We start from the raw sequence: 22614 nt of genomic DNA, 5'->3' as shown, positions 1-22614 counted from the left end.
GGCGCGCGGACCTCAGTCGCGCAGGATCGAGACCCGTTCGAGCGGCAGCGACAGCTCGACGCGATCGCCGAGTCCGACCCGCGGGCCGGTGCCGATCGGACGGCGCGCGGTGACGGCCCCGACCTCGGGCACCGCGAGTTCGAGCTGCTCGTGCTCGCCGAGCAGGTTGATCTCCTGCACGGTGCCGTCGAATCTGATGCCGTCGGCGGGCGCCGTCCCGGCCGCCCGGGGCCTGATCCGCACCGCGCTCGGGCGCGCCGCGAGCCGGACGTCGCCGCGCAGATCCGACTCGATCGGGATCTCCTGTCCGGCGACCCGCAGGCGGCCCCCGTCGACGTGCGCGTCGAAGAGGTTGGAGTCGGAGAAGAACTTCGCGACGAAGGAGTTCGGCGGCGTCTGGAAGAGGGACATCGGCGTGTCCAGGCCCGCGAACCGGCCCTGGTTCATGATCGCCACGCGATCCGACAGCACCAGCGCCTCCTCCTGGTCGTGGGTGACGTAGATCACCGTGGTGCCGATCTGGCGGTGCACCCGCTTGATCTCGGACTCCATCTGCAGCCGGAGGCTCCGGTCGAGCGCTCCGAGCGGTTCGTCCATCAGGAGGAGCTCGGGCTCGTAGGCGAGCGCGCGGGCGAGCGCGACGCGCTGCTGCTGCCCGCCCGAGAGCTGCGCGGGCTTGCGGTCGCGCAGATGGCCGAGGCCGACGATCTCCAGCATCGTCTCGACGCGTTTCGAGCGCTGCGGCTCGCGCACCCGCCGCACCCGGAGCCCGTAGGCGACGTTCTCGGCGACGGTCAGGTGGGGGAACAGCGCATAGTTCTGGAAGACCATGCCGAGCCGGCGCTCCGACGGCGTCAGCTGGCCGAGATCGACATCGCCGAGCCGCAGCTCACCGCTCGTCGCATTCTCGAATCCGGCGATGATCCGCAGCAGGGTCGTCTTGCCCGATCCCGACGGGCCGAGCAGCGTGAGGAACTCGCCCTGGCTGACGTCGAGATCGATGGATTTCAGCACCTCGGTCTCCCCGAAGCTCTTGGCCAGCCGCCGGATGCGCAGCTTCACGTCCGGCGCGTTCACTCTTGAAGTCACTTGTTTCCCTTTCGAAGCGACGTGGCGAGCAGCATCACTGCCGTCGTCACGAACATGAGCAAGGTGGCGACGGCCGTGATCGCCGGGTCGACCGAGTACTGCACGGAGTCGAAGATGTACTTCGGCAGCGTGACCAGGCCGACCCCGCCGAGGAAGGTGATGAGCACGGCCTCGTCGAAGCTGGTGATGAACCCGAACAGGAAGGCGGCGACGATGGACGGTGCGAGCAGCCTGAAGGTCACCGTGACCCACGCCTGCAGCCGGGAGGCGCCCATCGTCATGGCGGCCAGCTCGAGGTCCGGCGTGATCCGCTCGAGGGAGGTCGACAGCACGATGACGACGAGCGGGAGCGCGTACACCACGTGCGCGAGCACCACACCCGACTTCTCGCCGAGCAGTCCCAACTGCGCGAAGACGGCGTACAGACCGACCGCGTAGGCGGCGACCGGGATCACGAGCGGCGCGATCGAGACGCCCTCCAGCAGGTTCCGGCCCCGCAGCGCGCTCCGCTTCAGCGCGAACACGAGCGGCAGGGCGATCACGAGCGCACCGACGGCGGACCACAGGGCGATCTCGATCGAGAGCATCGTCGGCCCGCCCCACTTGCCGGAGGTGAAGACCGAGACGTACCGCTCGAAGCCCCACTCCCGCGGCGGGAACGAGACCCGGGCGTCGTTCGAGAACGACATCACCACGATCGCCGCGGCCGGGGCGAGCAGGAACAGGACGCCGATGGCGGCGACGACCCGGCCGGCCCAGCGCGCGGCGCGGTCGAGTGCCCGGGCGCCGGCGCGCACGTGCTGCGCTCCGCCGGCGCGAGCCGATTCTGCGATGGAGCTCATCCGGCGAGCCCTCCCTTCAGCGCCTTCGCCCCGACCGATCGGAGCGTCACGACCATCACCGCGAGCGCGATCACGAGGAGCACGACCGAGGAGGCAGCGGCGCGCGGATAGTTGAAGAACGAGAAGATGTCGTCGCCGATCACCGAGGCCATGAACGGAACCTGGGCGCCGCCCAGCAGCACCGGCGTGATGTAGAAGCCGATGCTCATCGCGAACACGATGGCCGCAGCCGCGACCAGCCCGGGCGCCACATTCGGAAGCCACACCTTGACCATCGCGCCCGTGCGCGAGGACCCGAGGAGACGCGCCGAGTTCAGCAGCTCCTGATTGAAGCCGGCGATCGTCGGGTACATGGCGAGCACCGCGTACGGCAGCATCGTGTAGGTCATGCCCAGGATCACCGCGAACGGCGTGTAGAGCAGCGGGAGCGGCTGATCGATGACCCCCGCCGATATGAGCGCCGAGTTGACCACGCCGTTCTTGGCGAGCAGCACGGCCCAGGCGTAGGTCTTGACGATCACCCCCATCCAGAAGGGCAGCAGGATGGAGGCCCACAGGACCGCTTTCACCCAGGCTCGCTGCGGCCTGGCGAGAATCCAGGCGAGGGTGCCTCCCAGGACGACGCAGACCGCGGTCACGACGAGCGACATCACCATCGTGTTCACCATCGAGTTGCGGATCGCCGCGGAGCCGAAGACGGCTGCGAAGTTCGCCGCCCCGCCGTCGCCCAGCGTCATCGCATCGATGCCCAGCTTGACCAGGGGGTAGACGACGAAGAGGAGGGCGAGGACGATCACTGGCAGCACCATGATCGCCGCCGCGAGGCTGGGAAGCTTCGCGGACCACGGTCTCCGTCTCGTGCGGCGCGGGGATGCGCCGGAAGCTGTCACTGTCGTCATCGCTCTCCTCCTCCTCCGTCTGGGACTGCCGCTATCCGCGCAGGAATTCCTGCCAGCGGTCGTTCACTTCCTGGTAGTTCTCGACGTACCACTCGAAGTTCATGCTTCCGAGCACGTCCCGGTTCGCGGGGAAGTCCGCGAGCGTCGAGGCCACATCCGGCTCGATGTAGTCGAAGGACTCCGGGTTCGGGATCGAGTACCCGAGGGCGACGCCCCAGTTCGCTGCGGCCTCCGGGTGCGTCGCGACCCACTCGACGAACTCCCAGGCGGCGTCGGAGTGCTCGGTCCCGGCGACCACGTTCCAGAACCCGGGGTTGTAGATGCCCTGGTCCCAGTGGATCTCGAGATCCTCCATGTCGGCGCCGACGGCGTAGGCGCGGCCGCTGTAGCTGATGCCCATGTCGACCTCGCCGGTCGAGAAGACCTGCATGTTCTGATCGCCAGAGGACCACCAGGTGCCGCCGGCCGCCTGGTACTCCTCGAGGGTGGCGAACGCGCGGTCGAGGTCGATCTCGTGCGTGGACAGCTCCTCCGGGGCGACACCCGCAGCGATCTCCGCCATGCTGAGATTGACGAGCGGCGATGTGGCGATGCTGGTGCGCGCCCCCGGGAACTGCGCGGTGTCGAAGAGCTCGGTCGTGTTCTGCGGGCACGCCTCGACGGCCTCGGCGTTGCAGGCCGTGATGTACCCGAGCGTCGACCAGGTGATCCCGAAGTCGGTGACCGCGCTCTCCGGCAGCGCCTCGAGGATGCGGCCGCGCACGTCATCGGGCATCTTCTCGATGAGGCCCTGATCGTACGCGATGTAGGCGTCGGGGCCCGACGTCGAGTCGAGCAGATCCCACTCGATGTTGTCGGCCTGGTTCTGGGCCTCCAGGCTCGCGACGAACTTGCCCGGGGCGTCGACGATCTGGACCTCGTACCCCGTCTCGGCGACGAATGGGTCGACGAGGAACTCCTGCGTCGCCGAGGTGAAGGGGTCGCCCCAGCTCGCGATGACGAGCGACGGCTTCTCCCCCTCCGGTTCGGAACCGCCGCTGGTCCCCGCGCAGGAGAGCAGGCCGAGGGAGAGGGTGAGCGCCGCTCCCGCTGCGGCTCCGAGCCGCAGGCGGCTGCGAATCTTCGTTGATTTCATGCGGATATCGCCTTTCTTACTGGTGTGGATGGATGGGGTCGAAGAGGTCTGTCGGACCCGTGTCCGAGCCGGGCGGACCGGGACGGGGCGGCACGGAGTCGACGGCGTGCGCGTAGGCGGGCGGGCTGACGATCCAGAGCACCCGCGCCTCGCTCCCGCCGGCGTTCGCGACGCGATGCGGGACGCTCGAGAGGAAGGAGATGGAATCGTGGATCTCGAGCAGATGGCGGTCATCGCCGAGCTCGAGACCGAGCGAGCCCCGGGTGACGAGGAGCATCTCCTCGTGGTTGCCGTGCGCATATCGCTCGGGACCCGTCGATCCGCCGACTTCGAAGCTCACCTCGAACACCTCGAAGCGGGAGAGGCCGCGCGCGCTCACGATGGTCTTCCGAGCACGATCGCCGAAGGGGAGGCTCGGGCGGTCGTCCTCGCGGACGAGGCTCGTGTACCCGGTCGCGCTCATGTCGAAGACGTCGTTCATGTTCATGCCGAGGGCATCCGTGATGAGCCGCAGGGAGCTGATGCTCGCCTGCGTGCGCCCGCGCTCGAACTGGCTGAGGAAGCTCTGGGAGAGACCGGTGCCGCGCGCGAGCTGCTCGAGCGTCATGCCCGCGCCGCGGCGCATGCGCCTCACCACCGGCCCCACGTCTTCGCTGCTCATGCCTCACCACGCTCCGTCACGCGGCCCCGACGATCGGGGCTATCGACGAGACTACACTAATAGTTAAGTTTTCTACAGCATTAATTTATTTGCCTGCACCCCTGATGTGGATTCCCGTGTCCGCGGCAGCAACATTCCGGGCGTGCGGGCGTAGATCTCCTGCACCTCGACGCAGATGATTGCGGTGGATATTCACTCGAGATTCAGTTTTCAGAGGACTGCGGCAGCCGCAGCGCGTGCCGGCGGAACCCCTCGCCCCGAGCGGCGCGCCCCGGGCAGCGCCTCCCCCGCCGGTGCCGGAATAGCGCGCACGCCCCGCACGTTCTCCTTCCCATGAGCCCGATCACTCTCCCGAGCCGAACGGAATCGCCGCTCGCCCCCGGGTCCGCGGCGCGCGCCGCTGCCCCGATGCACCACGGCATCGACGGGCGCGACCCCGCCGGGCGCGACGCCGCGATCGACCGGGTGCTCGCCGGGATCGATGCGCGCGTGCACCGCCAGCACCGCGTCACGGTGGGCAGCGGCGACGTCGTCGCGATCCCCCGCAGCGGCATCGCACTCGTCTACGTGATCGACGGCGCCCTCCGCATCGACGGGCCGGGCGCGGACGCGTCGGAGGAGCTCCTCGCCGGGGACGCGCGGATGATCGTCGACCGGCGGGCGCACTCCCTGCGGGCGCCGCAGCACGCGTTCGCGCTCGTGAGCTCGCTCGAGCTCACCGAGAGCGCCGCCCACGTGCTGGAGCTGCTGCCGGATGTCATCACCGTGCGCGATCTGCCCGGGAGCGACCCCGCCGTCGCCGCGCTCGCCGCCCGGCTCGGGCCGGAACTGGACGACGACGACGCCCCGTGCTCGAACCGGGCGGGGGACGCGGTGGTGTGCCGGATGATGGCGAACACGGTGCTCGTGTCCGTGATCCGCGCCTGGGTCGTGCGCGGGTGCGCGCCCGACGGCTGGCCCTCGCGCACGAACGACCGCTTCCTGGACCGCGTCGTCGAGGCGATCCACGCCGATCCCGGGCGGGACTGGACGCTGGAGGATCTCGCGCGGACGGGGGCGATGTCGCGCTCCGCGTTCGCCGCCCGCTTCCGATCCGCGACGGGCGTCTCACCCGCGAACTACGTCGCCGACGTGCGGATCCGCTCGGCGCAGGATCTGCTCGCCCGCGGCTGGGGCGTCTCGGAGGTCTCGCGCGCGATCGGCTACGGATCCGACGAGGGGTTCAGCCGCGCCTTCCGACGGCGGGTCGGGGTGACCCCCTCCGCCTGGCGCGCCTGCGCCCTCCGGACGTCGGGGGTGTAGCCCGGTCGGCGCCCGGAGCGGGCCGCGGCTCGGAGGTCAGCGCCGAGCGCGGGCCGCGGAGCGCCGGTCCGAGATCCCGAACTGCACGGCCCCCAGCAGCAGGAGCACCGCACCGGCCGCGTACACGGGGACGATCCCGATCGCGTCGACCAGGGCCCCGCCCGCCGCCGCGGCGATCATGATCCCCGCCTGGAACCCCACGACGATCAGGCTTCCACCGGCCTCCAGCTGATCCGGCATCCGGTTCCCGACCCAGGTGTTCGCGATGAGCAGCCACGAGGCGAAGAAGAACCCCCAGATGAAGACCGCCGCACCGGTCGCCCACACCGACCCCGAGACGGCGACGACGAGCACGAGCAGGCCAGCGATGACGACCGGGGTGAGCACCGCGAGCACCCGATAGCCGCGATCCACCACCATCCCGATCACGAGGTTCCCGATCAGACCGCCCACCCCGAACAGCACCAGGAGCACGACGATCGTGTCGGCGCCCACCGGAGTGCCGCCCTCGCTCACGCGCTCCAGCGCCACGCGGACGTAGGTGTAGGCGAGGAAGTGCCCGGTGACGACGAAGACGTTGGCGATCACCCCGATCCCGATGCCGGGGCGGCGGATCGCGGCGAGCAGCGTCGCCGGCCGCGCCGAGCGGGCCGCGGGCACCGGGGGCACCAGCGTCCTCAGCAGGACCACGAGCGCTGCGCTCAGGATCGCGGCGATCCCGAACACCCCGCGCCAATCGATCATCTCGCTCAGCATCACCCCGAGCGGCACCCCCGCGACCGTGGCGAGCGATACTCCCGCGGAGTTGAACATCACCGCGCGGCCGAGCCGCTCCGGGCCGGCGATGCGCGCCGCCACCGTGATCGACATCGCCCAGAAGCCCGAGATCGCCACTCCCAGGAGGAAGCGCGCGACCATGACCAGCGGCAGGCTGGGAGCGATGGCGACCAGTGCGTTCGAGACCGCCGCCAGCACCGCCATCCACATCAGCAGGGACCGCCGGTCGAGCCGCGGGAGCAGTATGCCGACGGTCGGGGCCGCGAGCAGCCCCGCGAACGCCGTGATCGAGACCATCTGCCCGGCCTGGCCCGTCGTCACGCCGAGTCCCGCCGCGATGCCCGTCAGCATCCCGCTCGGGAGGAACTCGGCCGTCACCAGGAAGAAGCTCATGAGCATCATGGTGACGAGGGCGCCGTATCGCAGTCGCTGGTGACCGGAGGAGCTCAGCACCGGGTCGGTCGGGATGGTGGGGACAGGGGCGGTCGTCGTCATCCTTCAATGATTCGCGGCTCCGGGTCCGAGCACCCGACGCGGCGTCCACCGCATCCGACGCATCGTCCGGCCCGGAGGGCGGCGCATCGGCCTCGTCGCGCGAACGCGGGCGGATCTCCCGCATGCCGCTGCGGACATACGATCGGCGAGCGGTCCCGGATCCTCGCGGATCACGCCCCCGCGCGAGCCCGGCTGCGCGTTTCGGCCTCCGCCCCGCTTCCGGCACCGCCGCCCGGTCCCACCCGCGTACGCGGTTTCGCGATCGTCGCGATCGCGGTCCCCGCCAGGCACACCGCCCCGCCGATGAGCGCGAGGACCGCCGGCGACTCGCCGAGCAGCAGCCACGACATCAGCACCACGAGGGGCGGCACCGTGTAGGTCGAGGCGGCGAGGCGCCCGGCGCTCATCCGGGACAGCGCGTACCCCCAGGTGACGAAGGCGATCGCGGTGGGGAAGACTCCGAGGTAGACCACGCCGAGCACGGACGGGCCCGGAGCGCTGCGCACGGCCGCGATCAGCTCGGGCGCGAACGGGAGGCACACGACCGCGCCGACGAGGCAGCCCAGCCAGGTGACCGTCAGCGCGTCGACGCGGATGAGCAGGCGCTTCTGCACGATCACACTGCCCGCGTAGAGCAGCGCGGCGAGCAGCGCCAGCAGCACGCCGACCGCGTCTCCGCGCCCCGTGCCGGTGGCCGCGGCGATCGCGACGACGCCCAGCAGCGCCACCGACATGCCGATCATGAGGCGCGCGGGGAATCCCTCGCCGAGCAGGAGTCCGGCGAAGAGGCCGACGAGCAGCGGCGATACGTTGACGAGGAGCGCCGTCGTGCCCGCATCGAGGCGCAGTTCCGCCGCGTTCAGCGCGAGGTTGTACCCGCCGAACCAGGCGGCGCCCCACAGCACCAGGATCACGAGCGTGCGCCCGCGGGGCACACCCGGCGCGGAGCCCGTGCGCACGGCGCGCACCGCCACGAACAGCGACAGCGCGATCGCGCCCACGAGCAGCCGCCCCAGCGCGAGGGCCCCTGGCGAGAAGTGCTCACCGGCGGCGCGCACCACGACGAAGGCCGACGCCCACAGCATCACGGTGACGGCCACCATGAGCAGGGGAACGGTGCGGGAGGAGGGTCGGAGCTTCGCCATGCCTCCATGCTGCACCCGAGCAAATCATTAGCACCAGTTCACGATTCTTCCTCACGATTAAGCCGAGCTGTATCATCGTGACATGCTCGATCTGCACCGTCTCCGTGTCTTCCGCTCCGTGGTCGCGAGCGGATCTGTGCAGGCCGCCGCCGCCAATCTCGGCTACACCCCCTCGGCCGTCAGCCAGCACATCACGGCGCTGCAGAAGGAGGTCGGCCTCACGCTCCTCGAGCGCGCGGGCCGGGGCCTGCGACCGACCGCGGCGGGCCTCGCGCTCGCGGCCGAGGCCGACGGCGTGCTGGCCCGGATCGGCGAGGCCGAGACCCTGGTCTCGGATCTGCGCACCGGGCGCACGGGCCGTCTGTCGATCGCGTACTTCGCCTCGGTCGGCAGCGTCTGGCTGCCCCCGGTCGTGCACCGGCTCTCCGAGGAGTTCCCCGGCGTGCGCCTGGACCTCAGGCTGAGCGACAACGCCCCGGACCGTCCCGACGATCGCGCGGATCTCCACCTCGTCGTCGCCCGTCACGACTTCGTCACTGGGAGGGGCTTCACGTCGCATCACCTCCTCGACGACCCGTATCTCGTCGCCCTGCCAGAAGCGCATCCGCTTGCCACCGGAGCGGTCGTCGAGCTCTCGGATCTCACGCACGAGCGCTGGATCGACAACGACTTCGCCGCGGGGTGGTGCCGCCAGAACCTGCTCGACTCCTGCGCTGCGGCGGGGTTCCGCCCGGCGTTCCACGTCGAGACCCACGACTACCGCGCCGCGCTCGCCTTCGTCGCGGCGGGCATCGGGATCACCGTGCTGCCGACGCTCGGGGCGGTGGATCCGCCCGCGGGGGTCGCCCTGCGCGAGGTCGTGAACCCTACGCCGGTGCGCTCGATCCACGCGGTGGTGCGCGACGCCGTGGCCTTCACCCCGCCCGCGCGAGCAGCGCTGGAGCTGCTCCGCGCCGAGGCGGTGCGCGGCGCCCCGATCGCCCTCGGAGCCTGACCCCGCCGATTGCACGAGGCGGCGACCCGCGACGTCCCACGTTCGCGTGTCAGTAGATGTCACCGAGAAGGCCGTGAGGCGACAACTACTGACGCGCCTCATTGCGTCGCGAGATCGCACCGGCTCATGCGGACCGCACCGGCTCATGCGGATCGCACCGGCTCAGGCGGACGCGAAAGGGGGCCGGCACCGAAGTGCCGACCCCCGAGAGCCCGCGACCGCGCGGGAACAGATCTGAGGACTAGGCCAGCCGAGCCTGCAGGTTCTCATCGATCGTCGCGAGGAACTCCTCGGTGGTCTGGTAGCCCTGCTCCGGGCCCACCAGCAGCGCGAGATCCTTGGTCATCTTGCCCGACTCGACGGTCTTGATGACGACGTCCTCGAGGGTGAGCGCGAAGTCGATCAGGTCCTGGTTGCCGTCGAGCTTGCCGCGGTGCGCGAGACCGCGCGTCCAGGCGAAGATCGAGGCGATCGGGTTGGTGGAGGTGGGCTTGCCCTGCTGGTGCTGGCGGTAGTGCCGGGTCACGGTGCCGTGGGCGGCCTCGGCCTCGACGACCTTGCCGTCGGGCGTCGCGAGCACGGAGGTCATAAGGCCGAGCGAGCCGAAGCCCTGCGCCACGGTGTCCGACTGCACGTCGCCGTCGTAGTTCTTGCAGGCCCAGACGTAGCCGCCCTCCCACTTCATGGCCGAGGCGACCATGTCGTCGATGAGGCGGTGCTCGTAGGTGAGCCCGGCGGCCTCGAACTGCTCCTTGAACTCGGTGTCGTAGATCTCCTGGAACAGGTCCTTGAAGCGGCCGTCGTAGGCCTTGAGGATGGTGTTCTTGGTGGAGAGGTAGACCGGATAGTTGCGCGAGAGGCCGTAGTTGAGCGAGGCCCGCGCGAAGTCGCGGATCGAGGCGTCGAGGTTGTACTGCACCTGCGCGACGCCGTCGCCCGGCGACTGGAAGACCTCGAACTTCTGCGGCTCCGAGCCGTCGTTCGGGGTGAACTCGACCGTGAGGGTGCCCTCGCCCTGGAAGCGGAAGTCGGTGGCGCGGTACTGGTCGCCGAAGGCGTGACGGCCGATGATGATCGGCTTGTTCCAACCGGGCACGAGGCGCGGGATGTTGGAGATGATGATCGGCTCGCGGAAGATCACGCCGCCGAGGATATTGCGGATCGTGCCGTTGGGGCTGCGCCACATCTTCTTGAGGCCGAACTCCTCGACGCGGGCCTCGTCGGGGGTGATGGTGGCGCACTTGACGCCGACGCCGTGCTTCTTGATGGCGTTGGCCGCGTCGACGGTCACCTGGTCGTCGGTGGCGTCGCGGTGCTCGATGCCGAGATCGTAGTACTCGAGCGTGACGTCGAGATAGGGGTGGATGAGACGGTCCTTGATGAACTGCCAGATGATGCGGGTCATCTCGTCGCCGTCGAGTTCGACGACCGTGCCTTCAACCTTGATCTTCGCCAACGCTTCTCCCAGTGTCGTGATGTGTGAGCTCGGGGGCGCGCAGCATGATGGACGCCGCGCGCTGCTTCCGCGGGATCGAGGCCGTGACGCCGCGCCCGGTGCAGAGCCCGATAGGGCCGTCACACAGTCTAGCCGAGATTTCCAAGTCTCTCGACATCGAGATAAATCCGGCCGCCGGCCCTCGTGCCGGAGCCTCGCTCGGGCCCTCGTTCCGGACCTTCGCCGTTGGAGCCCCTGGCGGGTCCGAACCCGGACGCTACACCTAGGCCGACACCTTGACCCGGGGCCGGTGCTCCTGCACGTACTCGTAGTAGGCCGTGAGGCGCAGCCGGGAGGCGGCGGCGCGATCGATGACCGCGGTCGCCCGGCGGTGCAGCTGCAGCGCACTCGCGGGGCACACGCCGGCGAGCGGGCCCTCGATCATCGCGGCGACGGCCTCCGCCTTCTCCTCGCCCTGGGCCACGAGCAGCAGCTCGCGCGCATCGAGGATCGTGCCCAGCCCCTGCGTCACGCAGTGGATCGGCACCTCGGCCTCGGAGGCGAAGAAGCGCGCGTTGTCGGCCCGCGTGCGCGGGGCGAGCGTCTTGATCCGGGTGCGGGAGGCGAACGACGACGTCGGCTCGTTGAAGCCGATGTGGCCGTTGGCGCCGATGCCCAGCAGCTGCAGGTCGACGCCCCCGGCGTCGACGATCCGCCGCTCGTAGTCCACGCAAGCGGCTTCGAGGTCGGATGCGACCCCGTCGGGCACGTGCACGCACTCGGGATCCAGGCCGAGCGGCTCGGTGACGGTGCGGCGGATCACGGAGCGGTAGCTCTCGGGGTGGCGCGGGTTGAGGCCGACGTACTCGTCGAGCGCGAAGGCGCTGACACCGGCGAGATCGAGGCCGCCGCCGCGCACGCGCTCGGCCAGCGCGGCATAGGTGCCGAGGGGCGAGGATCCGGTCGCGACGCCCAGCACCGCGCCCGGCCGGGAGCGCACGACGTCGGCGATCCGCTCGGCGGCGTGCTCGGCGACGGCGGCCGCGTCGGGAACGATGACGACGTCCACGGTACCTCCAGGAGTGACGGTGCTGCGTGGGAAGCGCGAGGGTGCGGTGCAGACGGGCTCCAGATAAGCAGCCCGCCGCGCGGCTTGTCAACCCGGACCGGCGATGCCGTCCCCGGCAGCCGGCGCACCCCGCCCACCCCTCCTTCCCGGCATCGCCGCCGGATGTTACGCTGAGCACGCCCAACGACGGGCACCGGCGGCCGGGCAGGCCGCCGTCTCTACAACGGATCGTCCGGCACGTACCTGCCGGTGGAGGAAATCATGGCAACTGTCACGTTCGAAAACGTCTCCCGCGTCTATCCGGGGACGGATCGCCCCTCGGTCGATCAGCTCGACCTCGAGATCGGCGACGGAGAATTCCTGGTTCTCGTCGGCCCGTCGGGATGCGGCAAGTCCACCACGCTGCGCATGCTCGCCGGCCTCGAGGAGATCGACGGGGGGCGTGTGCTCATCGGCGATCGCGATGTCACCGACATGCCGCCGAAGGATCGCGACATCGCGATGGTGTTCCAGAACTACGCGCTCTACCCGCACATGACCGTGGCCGAGAACATGGGCTTCTCGCTGAAGATCGCTGGGGCCTCCAAGGAGGAGCGCTCGGCGCGCGTGCTCGAGGCCGCGAAGATGCTGGACCTCGAGCAGTACCTCGACCGCAAGCCGAAGGCGCTCTCCGGCGGCCAGCGCCAGCGCGTCGCGATGGGCCGCGCGATCGTGCGCCAGCCCCAGGTCTTCCTGATGGACGAGCCGCTGTCGAACCTCGATGCGAAGCTGCGCGTGCAGACCCGCACGCAGATCGCCTCGCTGCAGCGCAGACTCGGCGTCACCACCGTCTACGTGACCCACGACCAGACCGAGGCGCTCACCATGGGCGACCGCATCGCCGTGCTCAAGGACGGCGTGCTGCAGCAGGTCGGCACTCCGCGCGACCTGTACGAGACGCCCGACAACGAGTTCGTCGCGGGCTTCATCGGCTCCCCCGCCATGAATCTGCTCTCCTCGCCGGTCTCGGAGGCCGGCGTCGCTTTCGGCTCTGCGACGGTGCCGGCGCCGGTGCACGTGCAGTCGCCCACGGTGACCGTGGGCGTGCGCCCCGAGGATCTGGTGATCGTGGGGGCGGGCGAGCCCGGGCTCTCCGTGGTGGTCGACCTCGTGGAGGAGCTCGGCGCCGACGGCTACCTCTACGGGCACACCGTCGATGGCGAACGCGTCGACGTCGTGGCCCGCGTCGACGGCCGCGTGCACCCCGGCGCTGGCGACACCGTTACGCTCGCGCCGATCCCGGAGCGCCTGCACCTGTTCGACGCCGAGAGCGGCGCCCGCCTGGTGTGACCCGCCGCGGGGCGGTGGCGCGGCCGCGCCGCCGCCCCGGCCCGCTCCACCCCTCCCCGCCGATCCGGCCCCGCGGGGCCCGCCCGCCCCCTCTGCCGATCCGGACCCGCTGCGCGCACCCCGATCCGAGCCCGCTCCGCGCACCCCCGCCGAAACTGAGCCCAGTGCGCGAGCCCGAGGGGTTCCGCGGTGATACTTCGCTCGGTCTCGCACACTGGGCTCGGTCTCGCGCACCAAGCGCTGCCCCGCACACCATGCGCTGTCTCGCGCACCCGGCCCAGCCTCGGGGATCCCCGACGACGCGGCGTGCAGAGCGCACCAACGCACCAGCGCACCAGCGCACCAACGCACCAACGCACCAACGCACCAACGCACCAACGCACCGCCCGAGGATCACAGTTCGGTCACGACCGGCCGATCTCGCACACCCGCACTTGCGAATATTTAGTTCGTTAGCTTTACTAACTCACATGACGGTCGCACTGCCGCGTCCCGAGGATCTCTCCGGACCGCTCCCCCACGCCCCCGCGGCGTTCGCCTCCCGCGCGCCGCGCCGCGCGCTCAAGGCGACCCCCGGCGACGCGAAACTGCACAACCGCACCCTCGTGCTGCAGACGCTCTACGTCTCCGGCCCCATGAGCCGCGCCGATATCGCCCGGGCGACGGGGCTCACCAAGGTCACCGTCTCGGTGCTCGTCGCCGAGCTCATCGCCGAACACCTGCTGCGCGAGCTCGGTCAGCAGGAGGCCCAGCGCCCGGGCAAGCCGGCGATCCTCGTCGACCTCGCCCGCGACGCGTTCGCCGTGGTGGCCCTCGACCTCAGCGACCACCTGCTCGTGCGCGGCGCGCTGCTCGACCTCGACGGCCGCATCATCACCCGCGCCGAGGTGCCGCGCGACGGCGCGACCGGCGAGGCCGTCTGCGAGCTCGCGCTCGCGGTGACGAACGAGCTGCGGTCCCGCGCCGAGGTGCCGATCCTCGGCATCGGGATCGGCACCCCCGGTGTCGTCGACGACACCGGCACCGTGCGCACGGCGCCCAACCTCGGCTGGACCGACCTCCCGCTGCGCGGCATCTTCGAGGAGCGCACCGGGATCCGCACCGTGGTCGAGAACGATGCCAACGTGGCCGCGCTCGCCGAGTACAGCTTCGGCGACTCGACCGACAACTTCATCCTCATCGCGATCGGCCAGGGCGTCGGCTCGGGCCTCATCGTCTCGGGGCACCCGGTGCCGGGCTATCGCTTCGCCTCCGGCGAGATCGGCCAGGTGATGGTCGGCACCGATCTCGGCCTCGAGGCGCCCTACTCCCGCGAGCAGGTGCTCGAGCACTGGCTGTCGGTACCCTCGCTGACGCGCGAGCTCGAAGCGCGTCCGGACGAGCGCGAGCAGGTGCTGCGCGAGGCCGGCCGGCGCCTCGGCATCGTGCTCGCCCCCGTGGTCGGCGTGCTCAACCTGGCCGAGGTGGTGTTGGCGGGCCCCGTCGAACTGATCGACGGCACCCTGGCCGAGGCCACGCTCGAGATCCTGCGGCGGCGCACCATGCCCGACTCCCACGACGACCTCGTGCTGCGCGCGAGCCGGCAGGGCGAGGATCTCATCCTGCGCGGGGCCACCGCGATCGTGCTGAAGGACCGCCTCGGCGTCACCTGAGCACGCACCCGAACTCCATACCGACCCGCGCTCGGCACCCGTCGGAGCGCACCCCACGCATCGCGCGACACCCGCGCGAGATGCATCGAAAGGAAGACACCATGAAGAGGAAGTTCACCGGCCTCGCCGCTGCGGTCGTGGCCTCGGCACTGCTGTTCAGCGGCTGCGCTCAGAGCGCGCCGGCCGACGGCGACTCGAACGGCGGTTCCTCGGGCGACGAGTCGATCACGCTCTGGCTGATCGGCGGCGATACGCCCGACGAGCTGCGCGACTACCTGAAGACCGAGTTCGCCGAGCAGACCGGAGCCACCCTCGAGATCGAGGAGCAGACCTGGGGCGACATCATCACCAACCTCACCACGAAGCTCCCGGACGCGAAGAACACCCCCGACGTGACCGAGATCGGCAACACCCAGTCGCCGACCTTCACCAACGCGGGAGCGTTCCTCGACATCAGCGACATGTACGACGAGCTCGGCGGCGACCAGCTGCTGCAGTCCTTCGTCGAGGTGGGCGCGGTCGACGATAAGAACTACACCCTCCCCTACTACTTCGGCTCGCGCTACGTCTTCGCCCGCAGCGACGTGTTCGCCGAGGCGGGTGTGGAGCAGCCGAAGACCCTCGACGAGTTCAACGCCGCGGTGAAGACGATCGCCGAGCAGAACCCGCGCGGCATCGAGAACTTCTCCGGTTTCTGGCTGGGCGGCCAGGACTGGCGCAACGGCATCTCGTGGATCTTCGCGAACGGCGGGGACATCGCCCAGTACCGCGACGGCCAGTGGGTCGCCACGCTCGACTCCCCCGAGTCGCTCAAGGGCCTCGAACAGCTGCAGGACCTGTACCGCAACGCGTCGAAGGCTCCGAACGACGCCAAGGACGAGTCGATCTGGACCTACGTCAACGACTCCGACACCCGCGACGACGCCGAGACCGAGCTCGGCGCCGCGAGCATCCTCGCACCGGGCTGGGCCCACTGGTCGATCGGCGACCTCGTCGAGGGCGAGGATGGCGAGCCGGTGCGCGAGTGGAACGACGACAAGTTCGCGGCCTACCCGCTGCCCGGCAATGACGGCGAGCCCGCCCCGGTCTTCGCAGGCGGCTCGAACATCGGCATCTCGGCGCAGACTCAGCACCCCGAGCTCGCCAAGGATCTGATGCGCATCATCTTCTCCGAGGAGTACCAGACCCTCCTGGGCCAGAACGGTCTCGGCCCGGCCAACTCCGAGTACACCTCCTCGCTCGGCGACGACCAGTTCGCCACCGCGCTGATCGATTCGGCCTCCAACTCGAAGCTCACTCCGGCCGCACCGGGCTGGGCCTCGATCGAGGCGAAGAACATCATGGAGGAGTTCTTCGCGCAGATCCGCGACGCCGAGGACCTCGAGCAGCTGGCGAAGGACACCAACGCCCAGCTCGACGCCCTGCTCAACCAGAAGTAGCCCCGCGGGCGGAGCCCGCAGGGCTATCCTGCGGCCGCGAAGCGGATCGCAGGATCCAGATCGACAAGACGCAGCCCGCAGTGTCATCCCGCGGCCTACGCCGGTCGAGCGAGCGGGGCGAGTCGAAACCCGGGGGAGCAACCGGGTTTCGACTCCGCGGCTCCGCCGCTCCGCTCGACCGGCGTAGGCTCCGCAGCAACGGCGACAGCCCCGCACCACCGCACCGCACCGCCCCCGACAGAAAGGCCCGCGATGAGCACCGCCCCCGTTGCGCCCACGGCACCGCCGAGGCAGACGGAGCCGACCCCCGCCGCATCGACCGCGCGGCCCCCGCTCCCGCAGCGGCGCCGCAGGCTGCGCATCACCCCCTACGCGCTGCTGCTGCCGGCGACCCTCATCGTGCTGCTGGCGCTCGGATACCCGATCGTCTGGCAGCTGATCACCTCGATGCAGCACTTCGGGCTCGCGCAGCAGTTCGGCCAGCCCCCGGAGTGGATCTGGTTCGAGAACTACATCGCGCTCTTCGGATCCAGCACCACGTGGCTCGTGGTCGCCCGCTCCGTCGTCTTCTGCCTCGTCACCGCCGCGGTGACCATGATCGTCGGGGTCGGCTTCGCGCTGCTGATGCAGGCGGTGTCCACGGTGATCCGCATCGTGCTCCAGATCTCCCTGCTGCTCGCGTGGGCCACCCCGGTCGTCGCGGCCATGACCATCTGGAACTGGATGTTCGACTGGAACCGGGGCCTCGTGAACTGGGCCCTCACCGGCCTCGGCCTCCCCTTCAACGGCTTCAACTGGCTGCAGAACCCGCTGACCTTCTTCCTCGTCGCCCTCGTGATCGTGGTCTGGATGAGCGTGCCGTTCGTCGCCTTCTCGGTCTACGCCGGGCTCACCCAGGTGCCGGGCGAGGTGCTCGAGGCGGCGCAGATGGACGGCGCGGGCCCGTGGCAGCGCTTCCGGCTCATCATCCTGCCGATCGTCAAGCCGGTGCTCGGCATCGTCATGCTGCTGCAGATCATCTGGGATCTGCGGGTGTTCACGCAGATCAAGCTGCTCCAGGATCGCGGTTCCATCGCCAGCCAGACCGACGTGCTCGGCACCTACATCTATCAGCTCGGCGTCGGCTCGAGCGACTTCGCGATGGCGAGCGCGATGTCCATCTTCGTACTGCTGCTCACGATCGCGCTGAGCTGGGCCTACGTCCGCAACCTGCTGAAGGAGGATGAGCAGCGATGAGCCGTTCGGATACCGCGAGCACGACCGCCCCCATCGCCGTCGTGCGCCGGCGCGGACGCGCGCGCCCGAAGCGCGTCACCCGCGCGCTGCTCGGCGCGCTCGGCCTCGTGTTCGCCCTGATCTGGGTGTTCCCGGTCTACTGGATGGTGAACTCGTCCCTGCTGCCGACCGTGGTGCTCGAGCGGCGCACGCCCACGCTGCTGCCGTTCGGCGGATCCTTCAAGAACTTCGAGTCGGTGTTCTCGGACGGGAGCTTCCTGCGCGCCCTGGGGATGAGCCTCACGATCGCGGTCATCACGGTGCTCGTCTGCATCGTGTTCGCGTTCTTCGCAGCGCTCGCGCTCAGCCGATTCCGCTTCAAGGGCCGCCGCAGCTTCGTGCTCGCGGTGCTCTTCATCCAGATGCTCCCCGCCGAGGGCATGTTCATCGCGCAGTACAAGCTCATGGGGTCGCTCGGGCTGCTCAACACCGTCATCGGCGTGAGCATCGTCTACATCGCGGCCGTCGTGCCCTTCACGATCTGGATGCTGCGCGGCTTCGTCGCCGGCGTGCCGGCCGACCTGGAGGAGGCCGCGATGGTCGACGGCCTCAGCCGCACCCAGGCGTTCATGCGCATCACGTTCCCGCTGCTCGCCCCGGGCCTCATCGCGAGCGGCGTCTACGCCTTCCTCCAGGCCTGGAACGAGTTCACCGTCGCGCTGGTGCTGCTCGACGCCGAAGGCCAGACGCTGCCGCTGTGGTTGCGGGGCTTCATCCAGCAGTCGGCGAATCGCGCGATCGACTGGGGCGAGGTCATGGCGGCGTCGACGCTCGTCGCGATCCCGGTGATCGTCTTCTTCGTGTTCGTGCAGGGCCGCATGACGAGCGGCATGGTCAGCGGAGCGGTGAAGGGATGAGCGCGGGATCCCTCGCCCGCGCCGTGCGCGCGACGCTCATGCCCGGTTTCACCGGGTTCACGGCGCCCGCGTGGCTGCTCGAGGCCCTGGACGACGGGCTGCCGGCGGTCTGCGTGTACGGCGGCAACGTGCGGGATCGCGCGCAGCTCGCGGCGCTCGGCGCCGAGCTGCGCGCGGCCGCGCCCGGCGCGATCATCGCCGTCGACGAGGAGGGCGGCGAGGTCACCCGGCTGCACTACCTCGAGGGCGCGCCGTACCCCGGCGCCGCGGTGCTCGGCCGCATCGACGACCTCATATATACGGAGGAGGTCGGCTTCCGCGTCGGGCACGACATCCTGGCGTGCGGCTTCAATCTCGCGCTCGCGCCCGACGCCGACGTCAACAGCGACCCCCGCAACCCGGTCATCGGCACCCGCAGCTTCGGCGCCGATCCCGAGCTCGTCGCGCGGCACGTCGCCGCGTGGGTGCGGGGGCTGCAGCGCTCGGGCGCGATCGCCTGCCCCAAGCACTTCCCGGGGCACGGGGCGACGGCCCAGGACTCCCATCTCGCGCTGCCGGTGGTCGATGCCCCGCCCGAGCTCATCGCTCGCCGCGATCTGCCGCCCTTCCGCGCGGCCGTCGAGGCCGGCGCGCACGCGGTGATGAGCTCCCACATCCTCCTGCCGCAGGTCGACCCGACCGGTCCGGCCACCTTCAGCCGCAGGATCCTGCAGGGCGTGCTGCGCGAGGAGCTCGGCTTCACGGGCGCGATCGTGTCCGATGCGCTCGATATGCGCGGGGCGAGCGGCGGGATCGGCATCCCGGAGGCCGCCGTGCGCGCGCTGGCGGCCGGTTGCGACCTGCTGTGCATCGGCACCGACACCACTCCCGAGCAGCTGCGCGGGATCGAGGACCACCTGCTCGCGGCCGTGCGAGCGGGCAGGCTCGCCGAGGAGCGCGTGCGAGAGGCCGCGGATCGCGTGCGCGCGCTCGCGACTGCCGGCGCGGCCGCCAGCTCGGACGCACCGGGTGCGCCCGGCACGACGGATCCCGCGCTCGCCGAGCCCGCCCCGGAGGAGGTGGCGCGGGTCGCCGCCGGTTTCGACGGCGTCGACGCCGCGCGCACCTGGCTGCGCGACCACCCCGGCGCGTGTGTGATCCGGGTCGAGACCGAGGCGAACATGGCGGTCGGCACCGCGCCCTGGGGACCCTTCGCCGCGGCCGAGCATCCCCTGTCCCACCAGCGCGCGATCGCGGCCGCCTTCGAGCGGCGCCCCCGCCGCACGGTCGACGACGGCAGCACCATGCCCTGGCACCTTCCCGCGGGCGCCGCGATCGTCGTCGGCCGGGATCTGCACCGGCACGAGTTCGCGCGCGACGGCATCGACGCGCTGCGCGAGGCCGGACGGGCGGTGCTCACCGTCGAGATGGGCTGGCCCGGCGCCGATCCCTCCACCGAGGGATACGCCGATCTCGCGTGCTACGGCTCCTCGGCGCTCGCCGGCGCGGCCCTGCTCGGCCTGATCGAGGAGGGCTCCCGATGAGCGTCCCCCTGCACATCGGCATGGACATCGGCGGCTCCAAGACCGAGGCCGTGGCGCTCGACGACGCGGGCACCGTCGTGGCGAGCATCCGTCTGCCGTCGGAGCAGGGCGCCGAGGGGGTGCTGCGCACCGCCGAGCAGGCCGTCGCGGAGCTGGCGCGCCGCACCGACCGCCGGGTCGACGAGTTCGTCTCGATCGGGGTGGGCATCCCCGGTCAGGTGGATCGGGATCGCGGCGAGGTGCGCAACGCCTACAACCTCGGCATCGAGCTGCTGCCGCTCACCGCACGGCTGGGCGAGCGCACCGGCCTGCCGGTGGGCATCGACAACGACGTCACGGCGGCCGCGATGGGGGCGGCGCATCTCATGGGCCTCTCCGGCACCGTCGCCTACCTCAATCTCGGCACCGGGCTCGCGGCCGGATACGTGGTCGACGGCCGGCCGCTGCGCGGCGCGCACGGCGTGGCGGGAGAGATCGGGCACCTCCCGGTCGACCCGCTCGCGCGGCCCTGCCCCTGCGGGCAGCGCGGCTGCCTGGAGACGGTGGCCAGCGGATCGGCCCTCCGATCCTCCTGGCCGGCGGGCGGCGAGCACCCGGGGCACACCCTGCTCGCGGCAGCCGATGCCGGGGACGAGGAGGCCCGTGCGGCGTTCGACCACCTCGTGCGGGGCGCGGCCGCCAGCGTGCGCGTGCTCGTGCTCACCCTCGATCCGGGCACCGTGGTCATCGGCGGCGGACTGCGACTGCTCGGGGCGCGCCTCTTCGACGGGCTGCGCGACACTCTCGAGCGCTGGTCGGCGGAGTCGCCGTTCCTCGCCCGGCTCGATCTGAGCCGCCGCGTGCAGGTGCTGCCGGAGGACTCGAGCGCCGCAGCGGTCGGCGCCGCCCTGGCGGGTGCGCATGAGATGCGGCCGGCTTCCCGGACGGCTCCGAACGCCGTCGATCTGGCGGCGAGCGCCGCCGAGCTGAGCGCGTAGATAGGTGCCGCAGCCTGCCGCGGGGACGGGATCCGGGGGAGATCCGGGGACGGCAGGCTGCGCACCGGTTTCGGGGATGCACTCAGCGTAGGAAGCCCCGATCCCGTGGCGGGTCGTTTTACGCAACCACTACGCATACCCCGGGCGCGGAAGGCGCGGGGACCGCGATCCGCGACCGCCGGGGACCGGATCCCGCGCCGCCGCTGCGCGTTCCGACGTGCGCCGGCGCATCCCGACGAGGGCCGGTCGTCGCGGGGAGGCCCGGCCCGGGACGCGCCCGCCGCTCTCGGAAGACGCGCCTTTGCCCGCCCGGGTTCTCACGCTAGCCTGGTGGCATGAGCGCTCTGAGACTCGAAGAACTTTCCGCCGCCACCATCGTCGCCGTGAACACGCTCGGCCTGAAGCCCGGCCAGGAGCAGTTCATCACCCCGGTCTCCTACGCCGCCGCCGCCGCGGTCATCCGGCCGCACACCGCGTGGCAGCGCGTCGTGCTCGACGACGACCGGGTGGTCGGCTTCGTCCACGGCAACTTCGACCCCGAGGCGCCGCAGGAGGAGTTCCGCGCGGCGCTGTGGCGCATCAACGTCGACGCCGACGCGCAGGGCCGGGGCGTCGGCACCTTCGCGGTGAACGCCCTCATCGAGGAGGCGCGTCAGCGGGGCCTCGACCGTCTCACCGTGCTCTGGGAGCGGGGCGAGGAGGGGCCGGAGGAGTTCTTCCTGCACATCGGGTTCAAGCCGATCGGCGAGACGCCGTACGGCGAGGTCATCGGCGCGATCGACCTCTGAGATTGGCCCGGCCGCTCAGCCCCGGGGCGAGCGGTCTCCTCGCCTCCGTCGGATCGTCGCTCGCGTTCGGGGGCATCTACTTCATCACGCCCCTGCTGGCACCCGCCTCGGCGGAGTCCATCTGGGGGATCCGCAATCTCGTCACGATCCCGATCATCGCCCTCGCGCTCATCGGGCTGCGGCAGTGGCGCGTCGTCGTCGAGATCGCGCACCGCATCCGGCGCAGGCCGATCCTGCTGCTCGGGATCCTCGTGTGCGGGCTGCTCGTCGCCGCGCAGCTGTGGGTGTTCAGCTGGGCCCCGCTGCACGGCCGCGGCCTGCAGGTCGCGCTGGGCTACTTCCTGCTGCCGCTCGTGCTGGTGGTGATCGGCCGCCTCCTCTACCGCGACCGGCTGGTGTGGTGGCAGTGGCTGGCGGCCGGGATCGCCGCCGTGGGCGTGGTCTTCGAGCTCGTGCGCGTCGGCGGCGTCTCGTGGGAGACGCTGCTCGTCGCGCTCGGGTACCCCGCGTACTTCGTGCTGCGGCGAGCGCTCGGCACCGGCCATCTCGGGGGCATGTTCTGGGAGTTCCTGGTGCTCGCCCCGATCGCCGCCGTGCTGCTCGTGGTCGAGATCGGACGCGGATCCTCACTCGCCGCGAACCCCTCGCTGTGGTGGCTGGGGCCCGTCTTCGCCCTGTGCTCGGGCGTCGCGCTGGTGCTCTACCTCGCGGCGTCGAGGCTGCTCACGATGAGCCTGTTCGGACTGCTGAGCTATCTGGAGCCAGCCCTGCTGATGGTCGCCTCGCTGCTCAACGGCGAACGGATCGGCGCGGAGGAGCTCGTCATCTACGGCGCCATCTGGCTGGCGGTCCTGGTGCTGGTGGCCGGGGGCGTCGCCGGGCTGCTGCGGGATCGCCGCGCGGGAACTCCCCGTGACCCCGTGTAAGGTGC

General features: G+C 70.8%; 20 protein-coding genes. 11 read left to right on the top strand and 9 right to left on the bottom strand.

Going from position 1 to position 22614, the window contains the following annotated elements:
• Nucleotides 1-12: 12 nt before the first annotated feature.
• The 5 genes from ACWKZU_RS03985 to ACWKZU_RS03965 are packed head-to-tail and all read right to left on the bottom strand — an operon-like array spanning nt 13 to nt 4626.
• The gene (locus tag ACWKZU_RS03985; RefSeq protein WP_449281097.1) at nt 13-1089 is read right to left on the bottom strand and encodes an ABC transporter ATP-binding protein; all 1077 of its coding nucleotides are present in this window, start codon (nt 1087-1089) and stop codon (nt 13-15) included.
• Nucleotides 1086-1931, bottom strand: coding sequence for an ABC transporter permease (locus ACWKZU_RS03980; RefSeq protein ID WP_449281096.1), 846 nt, complete (start codon nt 1929-1931; stop codon nt 1086-1088). The genes ACWKZU_RS03985 and ACWKZU_RS03980 overlap by 4 nt, the downstream gene beginning before the upstream one ends.
• On the bottom strand, nt 1928-2830 hold the full coding sequence (locus ACWKZU_RS03975) for an ABC transporter permease (protein ID WP_449281095.1): 903 nt from the start codon (nt 2828-2830) through the stop codon (nt 1928-1930). Before ACWKZU_RS03975 ends, ACWKZU_RS03980 begins: the two co-directional genes overlap by 4 nt.
• Before the next feature lie 31 nt (nt 2831-2861).
• The gene (locus tag ACWKZU_RS03970) at nt 2862-3965 is read right to left on the bottom strand and encodes an extracellular solute-binding protein (RefSeq protein WP_449281094.1); all 1104 of its coding nucleotides are present in this window, start codon (nt 3963-3965) and stop codon (nt 2862-2864) included.
• Nucleotides 3966-3981: 16 nt separating this feature from the next.
• On the bottom strand, nt 3982-4626 hold the full coding sequence (locus tag ACWKZU_RS03965; RefSeq protein ID WP_449281093.1) for a helix-turn-helix domain-containing protein: 645 nt from the start codon (nt 4624-4626) through the stop codon (nt 3982-3984).
• A gap of 333 nt (nt 4627-4959) precedes the next feature.
• Between ACWKZU_RS03965 and ACWKZU_RS03960 the strand changes: the two genes are divergently transcribed.
• Nucleotides 4960-5928 carry an AraC family transcriptional regulator gene (locus tag ACWKZU_RS03960; RefSeq protein WP_449281092.1) on the top strand — a complete coding sequence of 323 codons (969 nt, stop codon included), beginning with the start codon at nt 4960-4962 and terminating at the stop codon, nt 5926-5928.
• Nucleotides 5929-5964: 36 nt separating this feature from the next.
• Here the strand turns inward: ACWKZU_RS03960 and ACWKZU_RS03955 are convergent, their stop codons facing one another.
• Together ACWKZU_RS03955 and ACWKZU_RS03950 are read right to left on the bottom strand one after the other, a co-directional pair.
• The gene (locus ACWKZU_RS03955; RefSeq protein WP_449281091.1) at nt 5965-7200 is read right to left on the bottom strand and encodes an MFS transporter; all 1236 of its coding nucleotides are present in this window, start codon (nt 7198-7200) and stop codon (nt 5965-5967) included.
• Between the two features lie 170 nt (nt 7201-7370).
• Nucleotides 7371-8345, bottom strand: coding sequence for a DMT family transporter (locus ACWKZU_RS03950; protein WP_449281090.1), 975 nt, complete (start codon nt 8343-8345; stop codon nt 7371-7373).
• A gap of 82 nt (nt 8346-8427) precedes the next feature.
• On the opposite strand from ACWKZU_RS03950, the gene ACWKZU_RS03945 reads away from it, so the two are divergent.
• Nucleotides 8428-9339 carry a LysR family transcriptional regulator gene (locus ACWKZU_RS03945; protein WP_449281089.1) on the top strand — a complete coding sequence of 304 codons (912 nt, stop codon included), beginning with the start codon at nt 8428-8430 and terminating at the stop codon, nt 9337-9339.
• A gap of 241 nt (nt 9340-9580) precedes the next feature.
• Here the strand turns inward: ACWKZU_RS03945 and ACWKZU_RS03940 are convergent, their stop codons facing one another.
• Together ACWKZU_RS03940 and nagB are read right to left on the bottom strand one after the other, a co-directional pair.
• Nucleotides 9581-10795 (bottom strand): NADP-dependent isocitrate dehydrogenase, encoded by a 1215-nt coding sequence (locus tag ACWKZU_RS03940; protein WP_449281088.1) that lies wholly within the window; start codon nt 10793-10795, stop codon nt 9581-9583.
• Between the two features lie 262 nt (nt 10796-11057).
• Nucleotides 11058-11843, bottom strand: coding sequence for a glucosamine-6-phosphate deaminase (gene nagB / locus ACWKZU_RS03935; RefSeq protein WP_449281087.1), 786 nt, complete (start codon nt 11841-11843; stop codon nt 11058-11060).
• Between the two features lie 261 nt (nt 11844-12104).
• Between nagB and ACWKZU_RS03930 the strand changes: the two genes are divergently transcribed.
• The 9 genes from ACWKZU_RS03930 (at nt 12105) to rarD (ending at nt 22609) form a co-directional block, all read left to right on the top strand.
• Entirely contained in the window at nt 12105-13172 is a 1068-nt protein-coding gene (locus ACWKZU_RS03930; protein ID WP_449281086.1) for an ABC transporter ATP-binding protein, read from the top strand.
• Between the two features lie 470 nt (nt 13173-13642).
• Nucleotides 13643-14824 (top strand): ROK family transcriptional regulator, encoded by a 1182-nt coding sequence (locus tag ACWKZU_RS03925; RefSeq protein ID WP_449281085.1) that lies wholly within the window; start codon nt 13643-13645, stop codon nt 14822-14824.
• Between the two features lie 101 nt (nt 14825-14925).
• A complete protein-coding gene (locus ACWKZU_RS03920) occupies nt 14926-16263 on the top strand; it encodes an extracellular solute-binding protein (protein ID WP_449281084.1) in 1338 nt (445 codons plus the stop codon).
• Nucleotides 16264-16515: 252 nt separating this feature from the next.
• Nucleotides 16516-17499, top strand: a complete 984-nt coding sequence (locus ACWKZU_RS03915) for a carbohydrate ABC transporter permease (protein ID WP_449281083.1) — start codon at nt 16516-16518, stop codon at nt 17497-17499.
• Complete coding sequence (locus tag ACWKZU_RS03910) at nt 17496-18395, top strand: carbohydrate ABC transporter permease (protein WP_449281082.1); 900 nt, start codon at nt 17496-17498, stop codon at nt 18393-18395. The genes ACWKZU_RS03915 and ACWKZU_RS03910 overlap by 4 nt, the downstream gene beginning before the upstream one ends.
• Nucleotides 18392-19918: a glycoside hydrolase family 3 protein gene (locus ACWKZU_RS03905; RefSeq protein WP_449281081.1), complete on the top strand. Its 1527-nt coding sequence runs from the start codon at nt 18392-18394 to the stop codon at nt 19916-19918. The genes ACWKZU_RS03910 and ACWKZU_RS03905 overlap by 4 nt, the downstream gene beginning before the upstream one ends.
• Nucleotides 19915-20895, top strand: coding sequence for an ROK family protein (locus ACWKZU_RS03900; protein ID WP_449281080.1), 981 nt, complete (start codon nt 19915-19917; stop codon nt 20893-20895). The genes ACWKZU_RS03905 and ACWKZU_RS03900 overlap by 4 nt, the downstream gene beginning before the upstream one ends.
• A gap of 335 nt (nt 20896-21230) precedes the next feature.
• On the top strand, nt 21231-21683 hold the full coding sequence (locus tag ACWKZU_RS03895) for a GNAT family N-acetyltransferase (protein WP_449281079.1): 453 nt from the start codon (nt 21231-21233) through the stop codon (nt 21681-21683).
• A gap of 2 nt (nt 21684-21685) precedes the next feature.
• Nucleotides 21686-22609 (top strand): EamA family transporter RarD, encoded by a 924-nt coding sequence (rarD, locus tag ACWKZU_RS03890; RefSeq protein WP_449281078.1) that lies wholly within the window; start codon nt 21686-21688, stop codon nt 22607-22609.
• Nucleotides 22610-22614: the final 5 nt, after the last annotated feature.

The organism is Leucobacter sp., from assembly GCF_053528595.1.
The sequence above is the reverse complement of the archived record's forward strand: the minus strand, read 5'-3'. Positions and strand labels throughout refer to the sequence as shown.